The sequence below is a fragment of the Paractinoplanes atraurantiacus genome, from assembly GCF_900215205.1.
Classification (GTDB): Bacteria; Actinomycetota; Actinomycetes; order Mycobacteriales; family Micromonosporaceae; genus Actinoplanes; species Actinoplanes atraurantiacus.
In genome coordinates this window covers 301,654-319,855 of record NZ_OBDY01000002.1, presented here as the reverse complement: position 1 = coordinate 319,855, position 18,202 = coordinate 301,654, and the positions used below count along the sequence as shown (strand labels likewise).

The following is an 18,202-nucleotide window of genomic DNA, read 5'->3' as shown; positions in this document are numbered from 1 at the left end:
ACGTCACCCTACACCGTCCTGCCGATTTCCGGCGCCCCGGTTACAGGGGATGCATTCTATTCGGATGTCCTCATTATAAAGATCCAAGGCGGCCGCACGGTCGTTCGGATACCAGCGATTGGTGTGCGCAATCGGATAGTGACCCATGTCGCCGGCATGCTGACCGGGCCCCGGGATTCGATGAACCTCGCCTACGCAGTTGGGTCCTTGCCTCGGGCACATCAGGCCGCCGGTAGGGCCGGGGTCGCCACTCGCCCAAGCGTCATTTGTCGTATCCGAGCGAAATTTGCCTCGACTCGACACCTGACCTGGTTGATTCGTTCCTCTCACCAGACCATCGGCGTTCACCTCGCCCGGCACTTCCGGATTCGGGTTCGGCAGGAATCGCCCGTCCGCCGCCCGAAGGCAGTCATCATTGTCGTTGTGCACGAGGACCGGGTCCTCGCCGGCGACCACGTAGTACGTGTGGATCTGCTCCACAGTCAGGTCGTGCATATCGCGGGCGCCGGTGAAGTTGCGCTTCGCCAGTACGGTTGTGCGGTCGTCGAGGGCGTGCAGCTCGCTGCCGGAGCTCAGGCTTCCGGCGTCGGTCCAGGTCCCGGTGGTGGCGTTCCAGATCTCGTGGTGCTGAGTGGTGTGTACTACGGCCTGCTTGCCGTCCTTCGTGCGCACCGTGAGGTCGGTCAGGGCGCGGTCGTGGTTGACGTGGATCGCGGTGACCTTGCGGGCGCCGGTCAGGCCGCTGGCCGGGTCGGTGGTCCGTACCTGGTCGCCGACCTTGACGTCCTCGATCGGCTTGGTGGAGCCGTCGGCCATCAGGACCGGTGTGCCGGGGGCGAAGCTGTTGCGCCTCGGGCAGGCCAGGGTGGGGCCCTGGGTGTTCCGGGTGCCGATCTTCGGCGAAGCCGGCGTCAACAGGTCCGGGGCGCTCGAGGTGGTCGGGGTCGGTCCGCCCCGGCTCAGTTTGAAGCGCCGGCCCAGGCCGGGCATGAAGGCGTCGACGGCCCCGGCGGTCAGCGCGTCGCTGTAGTCGACCGAGCCCTTGGTGATCAGCTGGGTGGCGGCGTCGCCCAGGGTGGACGCGACCGCGTCGGCGCCGCGGTTGGTGACGAACCGGCTGACCACATTGGAACTGGCCCGGGCGACCAGCGGACCACCGAAACGGCCGAGGAACTGGCCGCCGAACTTGTTGAGCAGGCCGGTGACCGCACCTTCGCCAAGGGACTGGAAGGCGTCGCCGTAGTTCTTGATGTCGCCTTGGAGTGCGTCCTTGGTGAGGTTGATGAGGGCGGCGGTGCCCACGAAGCACGCCGCGCTGGCCAGACCGCCGGTGATGCCCATGCAGGCGAAGCCGGCCACGATGATCGCGGCGTACGCGGCGTACTCGATGATCTTGTCGGAGTTCTCCTGGACCCATTCCTTGGCGTCGCGGATCGCCGCGGCGGGGTCGGTGAAGACCTGCTTCACCTTGTCGAGCCAGCCGCCTCCGTCCTTCTCGGCTTTCTCGACGACCTTCTTCTGGACTTTCGCCGCCTGATCGGCCGACTTGGCCACGCCGGTCTTGCCCGCGGGGGCCGACACGGTGCCGGTGACCTTGGCGCCCTTGGTCGGCGTCGCCCTTCCGTTGGGGGTCTGGGGTGCTGGAGTCTTCTTGGCGGGAGCCGCCTTTTTCGCTTCGCCGGCGATCCGTGCCTCGAGGAAGATCAGCTTGTGCTCTCCGCCCTGGTCCTTGGTGAGCCACTTGGCGAGGGGAACGATGGTGTGGTTCCGGATCCAGTCGATGGGGCCGTGGCCGCTGGGGTCGGTGGCGAGCAGGGGCGAGTTGTTCCCGTAGGAGAAACGGTTCGCCGCGACGGGGTTGGGCACCGGGCTGTTCGTGACCGAGTCACGGGAGTCGAACTGGCCGGTGTCCGGGTTGTACCAGCGAGACAGCATGTTGACCCGGCCCGTGCTGGTGTCCGTCCACTCCTGCTGGTAGCCGAGCGCTCCGGTCATGCCGCTGGTGGCGAGGACCTTGCCCAGCGGGTCGTACGTGGTGGAACCGCTCAGGGTGGCGCCGGAGCCGGTGAACTGGCCCACCTGGTCGCTGTGCTGGTCGGTCCACGAGTATCGGGCGGTGGCCCCGGTTACCGTCCCGAACAGGCCTCCCCCGGGATCCCGGACGTACGTGGACACACCGTCGGAGGCGAGCGTGTTGCCCAGCCCCGAGTAGCTGAAGCCGGCCCGCATCACCCGGCCCAGCGCGTCGTAGCCGTACGTCTGGGTCTGCCCGCCGGCGGCCTGCTGGCTGATCACTCGCCCGAACGCGTCGGAGCTGGTGGTCGTGGTGGCGCCGCCCTTGACCGTCTGGGCCAGTGTGCCGCGGGCGGTGTACGTGTACTGGGTCCCGTCGCTGGAGGACATGAGCTGGTCGCGGGCGTCGTAGACCAGCGTGCGGTCGCCGGCCTTCGTGCGGTTGCCGGCCGCGTCGTACTCGTACGCCACCTTGGTGACGCCGTTGTCCCAGGACGTGAGCTGGCCGGCGAGGTCGTACGTGTAGGCGTTCTCGGTCGTGCCGCCGAAACCGGTGGTGGTCTTGTCGGTCAGGTTGCCGGCGACGTCGTACAGGTAGTCGATGGCGGCGACCTCGGCCCCGGCCGGGGTGTGCATCTGGTCGCGGGAGAGGCGGCGGAAGTCGTCGTACTCGAAGGTCCGCGTGTTGCCACCGGCGTAGCGGATACTGGTCGGCTGCGACAGCGTGTTGTAGCCGACCGTCGCCGACAGCCCGGCCCCGGCGTTCGCCAGCGTGCCCAGGCGCCCGGCCGAGTCATAGGTGTACGAGGTGGTGCCGGCCGCGTCGGTCCGTGACGCCGGGTTGCCGTCCGGGCTGTAGGTGAGGGCGGTGGCACCGGACGGGCCGGCGGTGGAGCGCAGCAGGTCGCGGTCGTCGTACGTGAAGTTGTTGGTACCACCGGGCGCCGACGCGGAGGTCATCCGGCCGTCGGTGTCGTAGCCGAAGACCCGGTCGGCGGTGGCCGCTTCCGCGCCGGCGCCGCTGCTGCGGGTGAGGTTGCCGGCGGTGTCGTACTCGTAGGCGGCGGTGACGTTGCCCGGCGAACGATCGGCGACGACCCGGCCCGCGGCGTCGTACGTGCGGGTGAACGTGCGGTCCGCGGCAGCGGGGAAGCGGGTGGTCGACGGCTCGGTCACCGATTCCGGCTGGTTCAGGCTGTTGTACGTGGTGATGAACGCGTTGCCCCGCCCGTTGGTGAAGCGGGTGCGGTTGCCGAGCAGGTCGTAGCCGAAGCTGGTCTGTATCGCCTCGCTCGCCGACACCGGTTGCCGCTGGGAGGTGAGCTGCCCCGCCGCGTCGTACGTGAAGGTCGTGCGGGTCTTCCGCTCGTCGACGGTGGCCGTCGGGTGGCCGGCCAGGTCGTATTCGGCGAACGTGCCGGCCAGGTAGTCGCCGTCGGGGGCGAGCTCCCAGGTCTCGACCGGCCGGCTGGCCTTGTCGAAGGCGATGCCCAGCTCGGTGCCGTTGGGCAGGAGGGTGACGTCCTGGCGGCCCAGGCCGTCGTAGTAGAGCCGCGTCACGCTGTTGGCGCCGTCGGTGCTGGTGACCACCTGCCCGGCCGCGTTGAACGTCCTCGAGGTGGTCACCCCGGCCGGGCTGCGCATCGAGGCGGACCAGCCGCCGGGGGCGTACCCGTAGCTGGTGGTGTAGTTCTTGTCGTCCTGCCGGACCACATCGGAGCTGGTGAGCATCCGGCCCAGGTAGTCGTAGGTCGCGGTGCTGACCGCGCCGCCGGGTGCGGTGGTGGAGAGGCGGTCGCCGATCACGTCGTAGGTGTGCCGGGTGACCGCCCCGCCCGGATCGGTCCGCGAGGCCACACGGCCGAGCTGGTCGTACGCGAAGCCGGTGGTCCGGTCGAGCGCGTCGGTGACCGTGCGCAGCTGACCCAGTTCGTCGTAGGTGCGCGTCATCCGGGGAACCACAGCGGTGCTGGCGCCGGGCGGCAGGTAGGTGGGATACCGCGTCTCCGTCAGCCGGCCCGCGGTGTCGTAGGTGCTGGTCGTACGGCGGCCGGCCGGGTCCTGCTGATCGACGGCATCGCCGAAGGTGTTGTAGCCGACGGTGCTGGTGGGCCGGCTGCGGACCGGGGCGCTTCCGCCCGTCTCGGCGGCGGTGGCCGGGGCGGTCACCACGGCGGGGCGGTCACCTTCGTCGTACGTGTAGTCGGTCGTGTCGCCGTTGGGCCCGGTGCCGGCGCGAACGAACCCGCCCTCGTCGACCCGGTACGAGGTGCGCACGACGCGGGCGTCGCCGCCCGGGCCGTTGCCGTCACGGACCGCGGTGACCTCGGAGCCGGTCAGCGCCTTCTGGTAGAGCTGCACGTCGTCGACCTGGCCCGGCCAGAAGTCGGTGACCGTGCCGTTCCACCGGCCGGCGCCCACGGTCGTGCCGCCGGAGGAGGCGAACGGCCGGGCGCCGGTGTCGGTGTCCTGCGGCGACCCGTTGACGTAGAGCCGCATCGTCTGCGCGCTCGCGTCGTAGACGCCGGCCAGGTGGGTCCAGGTGCCGGTGGACGGCGCCGAGGTGGAGGTCGAGGCGACCGCGCCGGGCGCGGCGCTGTCGTACTGGCTGGTGATGAACTGCCATCGGTTGGCCGGGCCGTCGTAGCGCAGCTGGAACGGGCTCTGCTTGTTGCCGTCGGCGCTGACCGCCTGACCGGTCCGGCCGGTGGCGCTCAGCTTCACCCAGGCCGCGACGGTGAAGCTGCGGCTGCTGTCGACCGGGGTGGCCGCGCTGGTCAGCCGCCCGTCGGTGCCGTTGAGTACGGCGGCGCCGCCACGCTCGGCCGAGAAGGTGACCCCGGGGGCCGGAGTGAGGGCGCCGTTGCCGACGTCGTCGGCAGCCCGGCCGTCGGTGAGGCCGTCGAGCCGCCAGCGGGCGGCCCGGTCGGCGCCGGCCAGCCACAGCGCCTCGGAGATCTGGTTGCCGGCAGCGTCGTAGGCGTACGTCAGCCGCTCCTCGACCGCGCCGGTGCCGACCCGCCGATTGGTGGCCAGCAGCGCGTCGTCGTCGCTGTACTCGTACTGGGTGACGCGGTTGACGCCGGAAGGGTCCAGGGTCGAGGACGTGGTGCGCCCGGCGGCGTCGACGGTGTGGGTGGTGAGCGTGACACCGTTGTTGGTCTTCTGCGAGACCAGGTTGCCGCCGGCGTCGTACGTGTTGTCCTCCACGGCGAACGCGGCGCCGGTGGCCGGATCGCGGCGGGTGATCGTGGCGGTGAGCCCGTTGTCGGTGTACGTGTACGCCGTCACCCAGTTCATCGCGTCGATCTCGGAGGCGAGCCGTCCGGCCGGGTCGTACGTCTTGCTTTCGAGCACGAGGTCCCGGGCCGGGGACGGGTTGTTCGGGTCACCGGTCCAGCCGACGGCGGTGGTGCTGGTGAGATGGCCGTTGTGGTCGTAGCCGTGGCGGGTCACCCCGCCGTCCGGCTCGGTCTCGGTGACGATGTTGCCCAGCACGTCGTAGGTGAAGTGGCTCTCGTGGCCGGAGGCGTCGGTCGCGGTGGCGATCTGGCCGTGCTCGTTGTAGGCGTAGAAGACCGTTCGGGAAGCGTCGCCGCCGGTCGTGTCCCGCGCGTGCTGCTCGACCAGGAAACCGTCGGGGTCGTACGACATCGAGGTGGAGGCGGTGTGCACCACGCCGGTGACCTTGTTGGTCACCGGGGGCTCGACCTGCCAGATCACTCGGCTCAGCTGGTCGTAGCCGTACGTGGTGGTGAGCCCGTTCGGGAAGCTCGAGGTCGTCTCGGTCTTGTCGGTGACCCGGCCCGCCAGGTCGTAGATGTAGGAGGTCACCTTGCCGGTGGGCTCGGTCATGAAGGCCACGTCACCGTTGCGGTAATAGGCCACGCTCCGGCGGGCTCCGCCCGGCGTGGTGACCGCGGTGGGCAGACCGGCCGGCACCAGGCCACCGCCGACGGCCGTGCCCGTGCCGTCGGAGTACGTGGTGCGGGTGACCCGGCCGAGCGGGTCGGTGACCGCCGTCCGGTTGCCCTTCGCGTCGTACGTCATCGTGGTCACATACCGGTTGTCGGCGGCCGACGAGGACCGTCCGTCGCGCACGGTCAGCAGGACGTCGTTGCGGGGGTCCGGGGTGAGCGTCGTCGACGTGGCGTCCGGGTAATAGGTGTAGTAGACGGTCGAGCACCGCCCGGCGGCCCGGTTCTGACAGGTCGCGGTGGACACGACGTTGCCGCGGACGTCGTGCTCGTCGGTGGTGACATGGCCGTTGGGGTCGGTCACGGTGCGCAGGAAACCGCCCGTGTCGTAGCCGAACCTCGTGGTCTTGCCGAGCGCGTCGGTGGTGGCGACCCGGCGGTCCTCGGGCAGCTCGTAGACGTCGGTGAGCCATTTGCCGTTGGGGTCGGTGGTGATCACCGTCTTGACCGGCTCGCCGGCCGACTTGGCGCGGGCGGCGAACTGCTCGGCGGCCTGGCCGGCGGAGAGCTCGGACCGGTAGTAGGCGAACTCGGCCAGGGAGCCCGGGAAGAAGCCGTTGGTGCTGTCCGCGGCGGCCGAGGGCCAGTTCAGCGTGGTGCCGGCGCCGACGTACGGGTTCCAGGCGTCGGTCACCTCGACGGTGCGGCCGACCGTGCCGGCCGGGGTGCCGTCGAGGTAGAGCGTGGTGCCGGTGGCGCCGGCGGCGAGCGCGGCGTGGTGCCACTGGCCGTCGTTGACGGTGCCGCCGGTGGTGATCGGGGTGGCGCCGTCGCAATAGCAGAACTGGCCGCGCAGCTTGCCGTCGCGCCCGACGTAGAGGGCGGGCACCCACTGGTCGGTGTCCTCGTCGGGATCGTTCCAGATCTCGTGCGACTGGAACGAGTAGAGCACGCCGCCGGTGCTCGACCCGGCGTTCATCTTGAACCAGAGGCTGATCGAGACCGGGCCGGACTGCGGCACGTTGCCGTCGCCGAGCGCCACGTGCGAGGCCTCGCCGTCGAACTGGGCGACCGGATCGCCCACCGGCCCGCCGCTGTTGCCCAGGCCGACGTCGCTGTAGTGGGCGTCGTCGCCGCCGATGACCTGGTTGACCGGCCGCCAGGTGCCCGACTCGGCGAACCGCCAGTAGTCGGTGGGCCGGGCGTTGAGCACGCTGGCCTGGTAGATCTTGCTGGAGCCGGTGACGCCGGGCTTGCCCAGCTTCCACACGCCGCCGTTGGTGTCGGTCACCGTGTCGACGGTGCCGTCGACCCGGTCGTAGGCGATGCGGGTGGTGGCGTTGCCGGACGGTCGCAGGACGGCGACGACCGGGTGCGAGTCGGTGGTGCCGGCGCGGTGCATGGTGGCGATCTCGTCGGCGGTCAGGGGCCGGTCGAAGCGGGCGGCCTCGGCGATCCAGCCCTTGAAAAAGCTCGGCGCGGCGGTCGTCGACGGCTGGTCCGGCCAGCCGCCGCCGTTGAAGCCGGCGCCCAGGTAGCGCCGGCTGCCGCCGGTCAGGGCGGCGATGTTCACCGCCCCGGTCTTGGTGCCGGCCTCGGCCCCGTCGAGGTAGAGCCACTGCTTGCCGGCCCCGGCGACCAGCGCGACGTGGTGCCATTTGCCATCGTTGACGGCGGCCGTCGTGGCGATCGTGGTCTGGCTACCGGTCCACAGGCCTCCGTGCAGCCGGCCGCTGCTGCCGATGTAGAGCGCCGGCGTGTAATGGTTGCCGGTGGTGGCCTTGGTGATCGGGTCGGCCGAGTAGCCGAACAGCACGCCCCGGTCGCCTGGGTTCGCCTTGAACCACAGGGCCACCGACTGCACGCCGGTGGCGGCGTCGAGCTTGGCCGGCAGCTCCACGCGCGAGGAGGTGCCGTTGAAGCCGGCCGAGGTGGCGGTCGCGCCGGTCAGCGGCCCCGGCTGGCCGAGGGTGACGTCGGTGTAGCCGGCGTTGTCAACGCCCTGGTTCGTGGGGACGGCGCTGACCGCGACGGCGCCGGACGTCTCGGTCAACCGCCAGTACGACTGCGGGCCCGCGTTGGCCACGATGGACGGATGCTGCGAGGCTGAGGTGTGCTGGTAGACGGTGCACTTGCCGTCGTTGCCGGGCGGGCAGACCTGGCTCAGCTCGTCGTCCGGCCCGTAGTGGTACTCGTGGGTGTAGCTGCTCTCCGGGTCGTCCGGGTCGAGCCGCTCGGTGCTGACGTAGAGCACATGCCAGCGGCCGGATCCGGTCTGCCGCCAGTCGATCCACAGGCGGCGCCCGGAGGCGGCGGTGATCGACTCGGCCCGCCCACCGGTGTACTGGAAGGTCAAGGCCCGGTTCTGTACGTCGGTGATGGCGGTGACCCGGTACTGCCCGGCACCGACGGCGAGGGTGAACGTGTAAGCGGTGCCGTCCTTGTCGACCAGGCGGTAGCCGCCGCTGATCGCGGTGAAGGTGGCGAACCGCCCGGCGGGCGGGACGTAGGTGCCGTCCGGGTTGCGGCCGAAGCCCACCTCCTGGCCGTTCGGGTAGGTCACCACGACGCCCTGCAGCGCGCCGGCCCGGTCGCGGGACTCCGTCGCCTTCGCGTCCAGGATGCTCGACCATCCGGCGCCGAACGCGGTGTCCCGGCGTACGTCGAGGGTGTTGTAGAAGCGGTCCAGCGACAGGGAGGGACCGACCGTCGGCACGGTGAGGTCGGTGACCGTGGTCGTGTAGTTGCGGGTGTCAGGGTCGAAGCCGCGCCCGCCGTTCTGCGACAGACCGGTGGTGACCAGCGACTGCGGGAACCGCGGCTGCAGGCTGTTGAGCTGCTGGGAGGTGCTGGTGGCGGAGCCGTCGGTGACGGTCACGGTCCAGACGTATGTCTTGCCCCAGCGCAGCACGCCGGCCGGCACCGTCCAGCCACGCGCGGCGATGGCGCCGGACTGCGCGACGACGGCCGCCGCGGCGTCGTGAACGGTGAACGAGTAGCGCAGGGCCGACGGCCCGCTGTCCGGATCGCTTCCGGCGGCCAGCAACTCCGGTGTCAGCGTCGGCACGGCGGCGCCGGTGGCCGGGTACTGCGCGTCGATCTGCGGCGCCACGTTGGCGGCGAGGCCGGCGCTGCGGCTGCCGGCCAGGGTCTTCTTGACCGTGCGTTTCTCCGGCACGTCCGGCGGCAGCGCCCCGATGCCCTTGCCCGGCGCCCGGCCCGCGCCGCCGCCGGCCCGGGTCGCGCCGGACCCCGCCGGATCGGCCTGCCGTGGGCCGCCGTCGCGTTGCTGCGGCAGCGCGCCGCGGGACTGGCCGGCTCCCGGGCCCGGAGCCTTCAGGTGGGCTCCCAGCGAGGCCAGCATGGCGAAGACCGACGGCCCCCGTTCCAGCTCGGCCGCCAATGGCAGCGGCACGGCGCCGCCGACGGCCAGCGACATCGAAAAGAACAAGCCCAGAGTTCGGCGTCCGCGCAACGGTCCGTCCCATCGGTCATGCACCGCGGCGGTGGCCGGTGCGGGCCGTCAAAGTGGACCAAGGCTGATCACTGTCCGGCTACGGTCCGGATGCCGTCCGTACTGTCCGGAACAGTGCCGGACACGCCGGACGCCCGGGCGGCGATCCCTTGTGGACACGTATAGATCGATTTAGGTTTGTCTCCGTGATCCGAGTGGACTCCGACAACGGCGGCGCACCGGCCGCGCGCAACGCGGAAGCATTCGTGGCCGAGCTCCGCCGCCTCCGCGCACGGGCCGGCGATCCGTCCTTCCGGCACCTCAGCCGGCTCGCCGCCGCCCAGCGCCCGGCGGATCCGCTGCCACCGAGCACGATCTCCGACGTGCTCGCCGGCAAACGCCTGCCACGCCTGCCACGCCTCGAGTTCGTCGAGGCGTACGTGGCGGCCTGCCTGACCGCGGAGGGCCAGGACGAGCCCGGCATCACCGCCGAGGTCGCCCGGTGGCGGGCGCTGTGGCGCTCGCTGGCGACGCCGGAGAAGCTGGAGGAACAGGCCGATTCTGTACGACCGGAGCAGCCACCCCGGCGTCGCCGGCTCACCCTGCTCGCCCTGGCGGCGGCGGTATTCCTGGCCGGCCTGGGCGCCGGCGTCGCGGGCACCCTGGGCTGGACCGGTCGGCACCGGGCCGTAGCGGACCCGGCGACCGCCGCCGACACCTGCGTCCCCGCCGGAACGGCGCCGCCGGCCGGCCAGGACGTCCTGCGACTGCCGTCCCCGGGCCGGAAAACCGGCTCCTGGTGGGTCAACGACACCGGCGCGGCCACCCTCAGCACCGACGGCCGGCGGTTCCGGGCCGACGTCATCGCGGGCACCTCACGCCCCGGCGACCTCATCATCGTCAAGAGCGACGTCACCCTGGTGCAGGGCCGCGCGTACGCCCTCACCTTCAGCGCCGCCGCCGACCGCGCCACCACGATCCGGGTCCGCGTGCAGGACAGCCAGCCGCCGGCCTACCAGGCCTCCCACGACCGCGAGGTGTCGGTGGGCAGGGACACCTGCCACCACCATTACCGGTTCGTCGCCCAGAAGAGCAGCGACCATTCCGAGCTCACGTTCCAGGTCGGTGGTCGCCCCCACGACTTCCAGCTGCACGTCAGCAACGCGGCCCTGGTCGCCCTCCCGGACTGACCTCGCAGATCGAGGCTCCCGGTCGGGCTGGGCGATCTCTCAGAGTTCTCCCAGAAGCTCTGCGAAAGGGGCCAGCTTGGTCGGTCAGCATCGGCGGCATGGCGATGATTGAGGTACGTAATCTGACCAAGCGGTACGGGCCGCTGACAGTTGTGGACGATCTGTCCTTCACCGTCCAGGCGGGGCAGGTCACCGGGTTCCTCGGGCCGAACGGGGCCGGGAAGACCACCACGATGCGCATGATCGTCGGGCTGGCCGCGCCGGACCGGGGGTCGGTGACCGTCTCCGGGCGGCGCTACGCCGACATCGCGGTGCCGCTGAGCGAGGTGGGCGCGCTGCTCGACGCGGGAGCGGTGCACGGCGGCCGCACGGCGTACGACCATTTGTGGGCGCTCGCGGCGAGCAACGGGCTGCCGCGCCGGCGGGTCGGTGAGGTGCTCGCCCGTACCGGGATGGCCTCGGTGGCGGCCAAACGGGCCGGGGGTTTCTCGCTCGGCATGCGGCAGCGGCTCGGCATCGCGGCGGCGCTGCTGGGCGATCCGCGGGTGCTGATCTTCGATGAGCCGGTCAACGGGCTCGACCCCGAAGGCATCCGATGGGTGCGGGAACTGATGCGCTCGCTGGCCGCCGAGGGGCGGGCCGTGCTGGTGTCGAGCCATCTGATGAGCGAGATGGCGCAGACCGCCGATCACCTGGTCGTCATCGGGCGCGGGCGGCTCATCGCGGACACGTCGATGAGTGAGTTCATGCGTTCCGCGGGCGAGGGCACGGTGCACGTGCGCGCCGCGGATCCGGGCGCTCTCGCGCTGCGGCTCTCGGCCGCCGGTGCCGGCGTACGGGAAGGGCTGGAGTCCTCTCTCGTCGTCTCCGGGATGACGGCCGGGGACGTCGGCCGGATCGCGGCCTACCACGGCCTGGCCCTCAGCGAGCTGACGCCGCAGCGGGCCTCGCTGGAGGACGCGTTCATGGAGCTGACCGCCGGCAGCGTCGACTACCAGGGGGTCACCTCATGAGCCGCGCGCTCCGGGCGGAGTGGATCAAGCTGCGCAGCCTGCGGTCCACCTGGTACACGCTGGCCTGCCTCTTCGTCGCCGGGCTGGGCATCACCGCCCTGGCCTCGTCGAGATCGGCCCGTGACGCGTACGCCGACGCCGGCGCCGCGTGGGATCCGACGGCGCACAGCCTGACGTCGTACATCGTGGCGCAGTTGATCGTGGGGGTGCTCGGGATCCTCGTGGTCACCTCCGAGTTCGCGACCGGCCTGATGCGCACGACGCTGACCGCCACGCCGCGGCGGCACCGGGTGCTGGCGGCCAAGGTGGTGATCGCGGCGGCCGTCGCCGTGGTGGCCGGGCAGGTGCTGATGGTGGGCGCGTTCCTCGTCGGACAGCCGCTGCTCGGACGGCAGGGGGTGCCGAACGCGGATCTCGGCGATCCGGGCGTGCTGCGGGCGGTGTTCGCGGGCGGGCTCTACCTGGCCGTCATCGCGCTGCTGGCCGTCGGGCTCGGCACGATCATGCGGGCGACCGCGGGCGCGCTGGCGACGCTGGTGGGCATCGTGTTCCTCGTACCGGCTCTGGCCGGGCTCTTCCCGTCGTGGATGGCGGGCCTGTTCGATTTCTGGCCGACGCTCGGCGGGGCGGCCGCGCTCGCGACGGTGCCGGACCCGAACTTCGCGCACCCGTGGTGGAATCTGGCCGGCATGGCCCTCGGCGTGGCCGCGGTGCTGACCGCGGCGTTCGTGGTGCTGCGGCGCCGCGACGTTTAATGACGACTATGACCGAACGCCTGCTCGTGGTGGACGACGAGGCCACCGTACGGGAACTGCTCGCGGCCACGCTGCGGTTCGCCGGCTTCCGGGTGACCTCGGCGGCCACCGCGGGCGAGGCGATCGCGGCCGCCACCGCCGACCCGCCCGACCTGGTGCTGCTGGATGTGATGCTGCCCGACATGGACGGCTTCGAGGTGATCCGGAGGCTGCGCGAGCACCGTACGCCGGTGCTGTTCCTGACCGCGCGCGACCGGCAGGCCGACAAGGTCACCGGGTTGTCGCTCGGCGCCGACGACTACGTGACAAAGCCGTTCGACCTGGAGGAGCTGATCGCCCGTATCCGGGCTGTCCTGCGCCGTACCGCCGGGCACCCCGGCGACGTGCTGACCGTCGGGACGCTCGCCCTCGACGTGGAGGGCCACCAGGTGACCCGGCACGGCCGCCCGGTACGCGTGTCGGCCACCGAGTTCCGGCTGCTGCGCCACCTCATGGAGAACGCCGGGCGGGTGGTGACCAAGGCGCAGATCCTCGAGCGGGTGTGGCGGTACGACTTCGGTGGCGACGCCAGCATCGTGGACACCTACATCTCGTACCTACGGCGCAAGATCGACGTCGAGGAGCCGAAGCTGATCCACACCGTGCACGGCGTGGGCTACGTGATGCGGGAGCCGCGGCCATGAGCCTGCGAGTACGGCTTCTGTTGCTCACCGCCGCCTTGCTGCTGGCCGGGCTCGGGCTGACGGGCACGGTCCTCTCCGACCGGCTGGAGCACTACCAACTGGACCGGCTGGACACCCAACTCCGCGCACTGACCGGCCTGATCTCCCAGGCGCCGGGTCGCGGGCCGGCGGGCGCCGGCGCACGGGCTGACCTGCTCGACCCGGCCCTCGACCTGATCGGCGCCCCCTACCTGGTCTACCTGGACGCCGACGGTGCGGTCGCCGACGGTGTGCTGTCGTCGCGGCTGAGCCGGGCGAGCCTGCCGCCGTCCTCCGCACTGAGGTCCACCCCGGCCGACGGGTCCGCGGTCTTCCTGCCCGCCGGCGACGACTCGGGGCGGTGGCGGGCCGTCGCCCGGCCGACCAGGGGCTGGGACGGCACGGTGATCGCCGCGGCGCCGATGGCCGCGGCCGACGCCACGGTGGCCCAACTGCGCACCACCAGCCTGATCAGCGGGGCGGCGCTTCTGGCCGTGCTGACCGCGGTGGGCTGGTTCGCGCTCGGCCGGGGCCTGCGCCCGCTGCGCCGCATCGACCGGACGGCGGCCGCGATCGCCGCCGGCGACCTGAGCGAGCGGGTGCCCGCGCTGGCCCCGCCGAACACCGAGATCGGCCACCTCACGGTGTCCCTGAACACCATGCTCGGCCAGCTCGAACGGGCCTTCGCCGAGCGGGCCGCCGCCCAGGACCGGATGCGCAGGTTCGTCTCGGACGTCAGCCACGAGCTGCGCACCCCGCTGTTCGTCATCAAGGGCTCGGCCGACCTGCACCGCATGGGCGCCCTGGCCGCCCCGGCCGACCTCGACGACGCGATGCGCCGCATCGACCGTGAGGCGACCCGGCTGACCGCGCTCACCGAGGACCTCCTGCTGCTCGCTTCGCTGGACGACGCGCCGGAGGGACAGCTCGACCGCGCCCCGATGGACCTGCGCACCCTGGCCACCGACGCCCGGCACGACCTGCACGCCCTGGACCCGGCCCGCCCGGTCGACCTGACCGGCCCGGAAGGAACGGGGCCGCCCGGGCCGGCGCCGGTCAACGCCGACGAGGCCCGTCTGCGCCAGGTCGTCACCAACCTGATCGGCAACGCGGCCGCGCACACCCCGCCCGGCACCCCTGTGCGCATAGGGGTGGGCACCCTCGACGGCCGCGCGATCCTGGAGATCGCCGACCAGGGCCCAGGCATGACAGCCGCCCAGGCCACCCACGTCTTCGACCGCTTCTACCGCACCGACCGTTCCCGCACCCGCTCCCCCGGCACCAACGCCGGCCTGGGTCTGGCCATCGCCCGCTCCCTGGCCGGCGCCCACGGCGGCGACGTCGAACTGCGAACCTCACCGGGCGCCGGCGCCCGGTTCCGCCTCACCCTCCCGTTGCTCGACGCGCCCTGACGGCCGGGGCGGGCGCGGCATGCCGGCCGTGGAGCAGCCCGGTGCTCGGCCCCACGGTCGACCGGATCACCACCACGGTCGTTCGAGGGCCTGGTCGGTCCCACCGGTGTGGTCCAGCCCGTCCAGGGCGGCCACGTCGGCCGGGGCGAGTGCGAAGTCGAAAACCTGGGCGTTCTGCTCGATCCGCTCCCGGTGGGTGGACTTGGGCAGCACGATGAGGCCGCGCTGCACCGCCCAGCGGATCAGCACCTGCGCCGGGGTGCGGCCCAGGCGCTCGGCGATGCCGGCCACCTGCCGGTCGCGCAGGTGGCGGCCGGTTCCCAGCGGGCTGTAGGCCTCCAGCGCCACGCCGCGACGCTCGCAGGCCTCCAGCAGTTCCCGGCGGAACTCGAAGGGGCTGAACTGAACCTGGTTCACCACCGGCGGCACCTCGGCGACCTTCAACAGGGCGTCGACCTCGGCCGCGCCGAAGTTGGAGACGCCGATCGAGCGGGCGTAGCCGCGTGCGTGAGCGCGCTGCATGCCGTCCCAGGCCCAGGTCGGGCCACCCTGCGGCCAATGGACGATGTACAGGTCCACCGAGTCGACGCCGAGGCGCTCCAGGCTGCGCTGAGCCTCGGCCTCCGGGTCGCTCGAGCCCGGGTAGAACTTGGTCGTGATGAAGACATCCTCGCGGGCGACGCCGCTGTCGCGCAGCGCCCGGCCCACGCTGGCCTCGTTGCCGTACGCCTGTGCGGTGTCGATGTGGCGGTAGCCGGCCTCGAGCGCCCACCGCACCGCGCTCTCACATTCGGGCCCGTCGGGCACCTGCCATACGCCCAGTGCGAGCAGCGGAATCTCGTTGCCGTCGGCGAGCACCCGCGCCCGGCCGTCCCCCGTCAGTTCTCCTGCTGCCATTTCGTTCTCCTGCCCTGGTGGTCGAGCGCCTGACTCCGGTCGTACGGCCGGCGCCGGTGCCAAGTCTGCACCGGCGCCGGCACCGGCACCGGCGACACCGCGGATTCACCGTTGTTAGCCTTCACATTTGGGGAGACGCAAGTTGTCATGTACGGCGAATAGAGCCGGTCGACCTGCCGCCAAAAAGTGTTACGCGAGCCCTCGAGATCGGGTCGTCGCCTTCAGCTAGGGCCGCTAGAGGAGCAGTTCTGGGCGGTTTAGTCCTCTTCGGGGTCCGCCGCGCAACGATCAGTTACATCGACATTCGTCGCTTGACCGCCCTCTTGGTTAACGCTAACTTCACGACCACGTAATCATCGGGTCTGGCCGATGTGCCGTCTCCGGTCCGCCGCGGTACCGGTCATGACGTGCACCGCCGGACGGCGTGGCGGAAGGAACCGAGATGGTGACGACACGTGCGGACCGCTCGTGGCAGTCGCGCGGCTGGGCCGGGGTGGCGGCTCTGCTGCTGGCACTGGCCGGCGTGCTGGTCGTGCTCCCCTCGCCGGCGCGGGCCGCGACGGCGATCACCGTCAACGGCTCGTCCGGCGGCCGGGTGTTCGACGGGGTCGGGGCGATCAGCGGCGGCGGCGGCAACAGCCGGCTGCTGTTCGACTACCCGGAGCCGCAGCGCAGCGACATCCTCGACTACCTGTTCAAGCCCGGCTACGGCGCGGCGATGCAGATCATGAAGGTCGAGATCGGCGGGGACACCAACTCGACCTCCGGGGCCGAGCCCAGCCACGAGCACACCCGGGGCGCGGTGAACTGCGACCGAGGGTACGAGTGGTGGATGATGGCCCAGGCCAAGGCCCGTAACCCCAACATCAAGCTCGTCGGGTTGTCCTGGGGAGCGCCGGGCTGGATCGGCAACGGCAACTTCTGGTCCAGCGACTCGATCGACTACCTGGTCGCCTGGCTGGGCTGCGCCGCCTCGCACGGGCTGACGATCGACTACCTCGGCGGCTGGAACGAACGCGGACGCGACCTGAACTGGTACAAGAACCTGCGCTCGGCGCTGAACTCCCGCGGGTACGCCAACGTGAAGATCGTGGCGTCGGACGACTTCGGCTGGGGCTCGGCCGACGACGCACTGCGCGACCCGGCCTTCGGCAACGCGGTGTCGGTGTTCGGCAGCCACTACGTCTGCGGGTATCGCAGCGCGCAGACCGACTGCCCGAGCTCGGCCAACGCGGTGAACTCCGGCAAGACGCTGTGGGCCAGCGAGAACGGCTCGGACGACTACAACGCCGGCGCCCCGGCGCTGGCCCGGGGCATCAACCGTGACTACATCGACGGGAAGATGACCGCCTACCTGAACTGGCCGGTCATCGCGGCGATCACCCCGAACGTCCCGTGGTCGACGACGGGCGTGGCGGTGGCGCCGCAGCCCTGGTCCGGCTACTACTCCATCGGCAAGAACACCTGGGTGATGGGCCACACCACCCAGTTCACCGCACCCGGATGGCGCTATCTGGACAGTTCCACCGGCTACCTCGGCGGCAACCGCGCCAACGGCAGCTACGTCTCCCTGAAGTCGCCGAACAACAGCGACTACAGCACCGTCATCGAGACGATGGACGCCGGTTCGGCCCAGGACCTCACGTTCTCCGTGACCGGCGGGTTGTCGACCGGGACGGTCCGGGTGTGGTCGACGAACGTGCGGTCGAGCAACCCGGCCGAGCACTTCGTCCGGCGCGCCGACATCACCCCGTCCAACGGGTCGTTCTCGCTGACGGTCCAGCCGGGCTACGTCTACAGCATCACCACCACCACCGGTCAGGGCAAGGGCACCGCGGTCAGCCCCGCGCAGGGCACCCTCGCCCTGCCGTACGCCGACGGCTTCGACAGCTACGCGAGCGGGCGGCAGGCCAAGTACCTGTCGGACCACCAGGGCTCGTTCGAGGTGGTCGCCTGCGGTGCTGGCCGTGCCGGTCAATGCGTACGCCAGATGTCGGAGCAGGCGCCGATCTTCTGGACATCCGGTCACGCCGAGCCGTTCACCCTGCTGGGCGACGTCGGCTGGCGCAACTACACCGTGTCCTCCGACGTCATGCTGGAGAAGTCCGGCTACGCCCAGCTCGTCGGGCGGGCCACCAACTACAACCACGACAACCCGCACAACCTCAACGCGTACTACCTGCGGGTCGCCGACAACGGGCAATGGTCGATCCGCAGCAACAGCACCAGCGGCAACCAGCGGACCCTGGCCAGCGGCACCACCGCGGCGCTGGGCACCGGCCGCTGGCACAAGCTGGCGCTCACCCTCAACGGCAGCAGCCTGAGCGCGGCCATCGACGGCGTGACCGTCGGCAGCGTCACCGACACCACGTGGATCGCCGGCCAGATCGGCTACGCCACCGGCCAGGGCGTGACGGCCCAGTTCGACAACCTGACCGTCACCCCGCTCGGCGGCGGCACGAGCCCCACCGGGGCGATCCGGGGCGCCGGTTCCAACCGCTGCCTGGACGTCAACGGGCAGAGCCAGGCCGACGGGGCGGTCGTGCAGATCTGGGACTGCAACAACGGCGCCAACCAGACCTGGACGGCAACATCGAGTAACCAGCTGACCGTGTACGGCAACAAGTGCCTCGACGCCCCGAGCGCATCCACCGGGGCCCGGATCCGGATCTGGTCCTGCACCGGCGGCGCCAACCAGCAGTGGCGGGTCAACGCCGACGGCACCATCACCGGGGTCCAGTCGAACCTCTGCCTCGACGTGGTCGGCGCGGCCACCGCCAACGGCTCGGCCGTTGCCCTGTGGACCTGCAACGGCGGCAGCAACCAGCAGTGGATCCGATCATGATCGGG

Annotated in this window: 8 protein-coding genes; 6 read left to right on the top strand and 2 right to left on the bottom strand. The window is 71.3% G+C overall.

The window, feature by feature from the left end:
• Positions 1 to 3: 3 nt before the first annotated feature.
• On the bottom strand, positions 4 to 9,369 hold the full coding sequence (locus tag CRP55_RS07980) for a LamG-like jellyroll fold domain-containing protein (RefSeq protein ID WP_097319019.1): 9,366 nt from the start codon (positions 9,367 to 9,369) through the stop codon (positions 4 to 6).
• Between the two features lie 221 nt (positions 9,370 to 9,590).
• Between CRP55_RS07980 and CRP55_RS07975 the strand changes: the two genes are divergently transcribed.
• From CRP55_RS07975 to CRP55_RS07955, 5 genes are all read left to right on the top strand, one after another.
• Entirely contained in the window at positions 9,591 to 10,574 is a 984-nt protein-coding gene (locus tag CRP55_RS07975) for a carbohydrate binding domain-containing protein (protein ID WP_143234452.1), read from the top strand.
• Positions 10,575 to 10,678: 104 nt separating this feature from the next.
• The gene (locus CRP55_RS07970; RefSeq protein WP_097319237.1) at positions 10,679 to 11,587 is read left to right on the top strand and encodes an ABC transporter ATP-binding protein; all 909 of its coding nucleotides are present in this window, start codon (positions 10,679 to 10,681) and stop codon (positions 11,585 to 11,587) included.
• The gene (locus tag CRP55_RS07965) at positions 11,584 to 12,342 is read left to right on the top strand and encodes an ABC transporter permease (RefSeq protein WP_097319017.1); all 759 of its coding nucleotides are present in this window, start codon (positions 11,584 to 11,586) and stop codon (positions 12,340 to 12,342) included. Before CRP55_RS07970 ends, CRP55_RS07965 begins: the two co-directional genes overlap by 4 nt.
• Positions 12,342 to 13,025 carry a response regulator transcription factor gene (locus tag CRP55_RS07960; protein WP_218854187.1) on the top strand — a complete coding sequence of 228 codons (684 nt, stop codon included), beginning with the start codon at positions 12,342 to 12,344 and terminating at the stop codon, positions 13,023 to 13,025. The genes CRP55_RS07965 and CRP55_RS07960 overlap by 1 nt, the downstream gene beginning before the upstream one ends.
• Positions 13,022 to 14,455 carry a sensor histidine kinase gene (locus tag CRP55_RS07955; protein ID WP_097319015.1) on the top strand — a complete coding sequence of 478 codons (1,434 nt, stop codon included), beginning with the start codon at positions 13,022 to 13,024 and terminating at the stop codon, positions 14,453 to 14,455. The genes CRP55_RS07960 and CRP55_RS07955 overlap by 4 nt, the downstream gene beginning before the upstream one ends.
• Before the next feature lie 66 nt (positions 14,456 to 14,521).
• Here the strand turns inward: CRP55_RS07955 and CRP55_RS07950 are convergent, their stop codons facing one another.
• Positions 14,522 to 15,352, bottom strand: coding sequence for an aldo/keto reductase (locus CRP55_RS07950; RefSeq protein WP_097319014.1), 831 nt, complete (start codon positions 15,350 to 15,352; stop codon positions 14,522 to 14,524).
• Between the two features lie 442 nt (positions 15,353 to 15,794).
• On the opposite strand from CRP55_RS07950, the gene CRP55_RS07945 reads away from it, so the two are divergent.
• Entirely contained in the window at positions 15,795 to 18,197 is a 2,403-nt protein-coding gene (locus tag CRP55_RS07945; RefSeq protein WP_097319013.1) for a ricin-type beta-trefoil lectin domain protein, read from the top strand.
• Positions 18,198 to 18,202 lie beyond the last annotated feature (5 nt).

Excerpts from the sequence above, each read along its gene's own strand:
- CRP55_RS07980 (WP_097319019.1), bottom strand. The coding sequence starts at position 9,369 with ATGTCGCTGGCCGTCGGCGGCGCCGTGCCGCTGCCATTGGCGGCCGAG.
- CRP55_RS07970 (WP_097319237.1), top strand. The coding sequence starts at position 10,679 with ATGATTGAGGTACGTAATCTGACCAAGCGGTACGGGCCGCTGACAGTT.
- CRP55_RS07965 (WP_097319017.1), top strand. The coding sequence starts at position 11,584 with ATGAGCCGCGCGCTCCGGGCGGAGTGGATCAAGCTGCGCAGCCTGCGG.
- CRP55_RS07960 (WP_218854187.1), top strand. The coding sequence starts at position 12,342 with ATGACGACTATGACCGAACGCCTGCTCGTGGTGGACGACGAGGCCACC.
- CRP55_RS07955 (WP_097319015.1), top strand. The coding sequence starts at position 13,022 with ATGAGCCTGCGAGTACGGCTTCTGTTGCTCACCGCCGCCTTGCTGCTG.
- CRP55_RS07950 (WP_097319014.1), bottom strand. The coding sequence starts at position 15,352 with ATGGCAGCAGGAGAACTGACGGGGGACGGCCGGGCGCGGGTGCTCGCC.
- CRP55_RS07945 (WP_097319013.1), top strand. The coding sequence starts at position 15,795 with ATGGTGACGACACGTGCGGACCGCTCGTGGCAGTCGCGCGGCTGGGCC.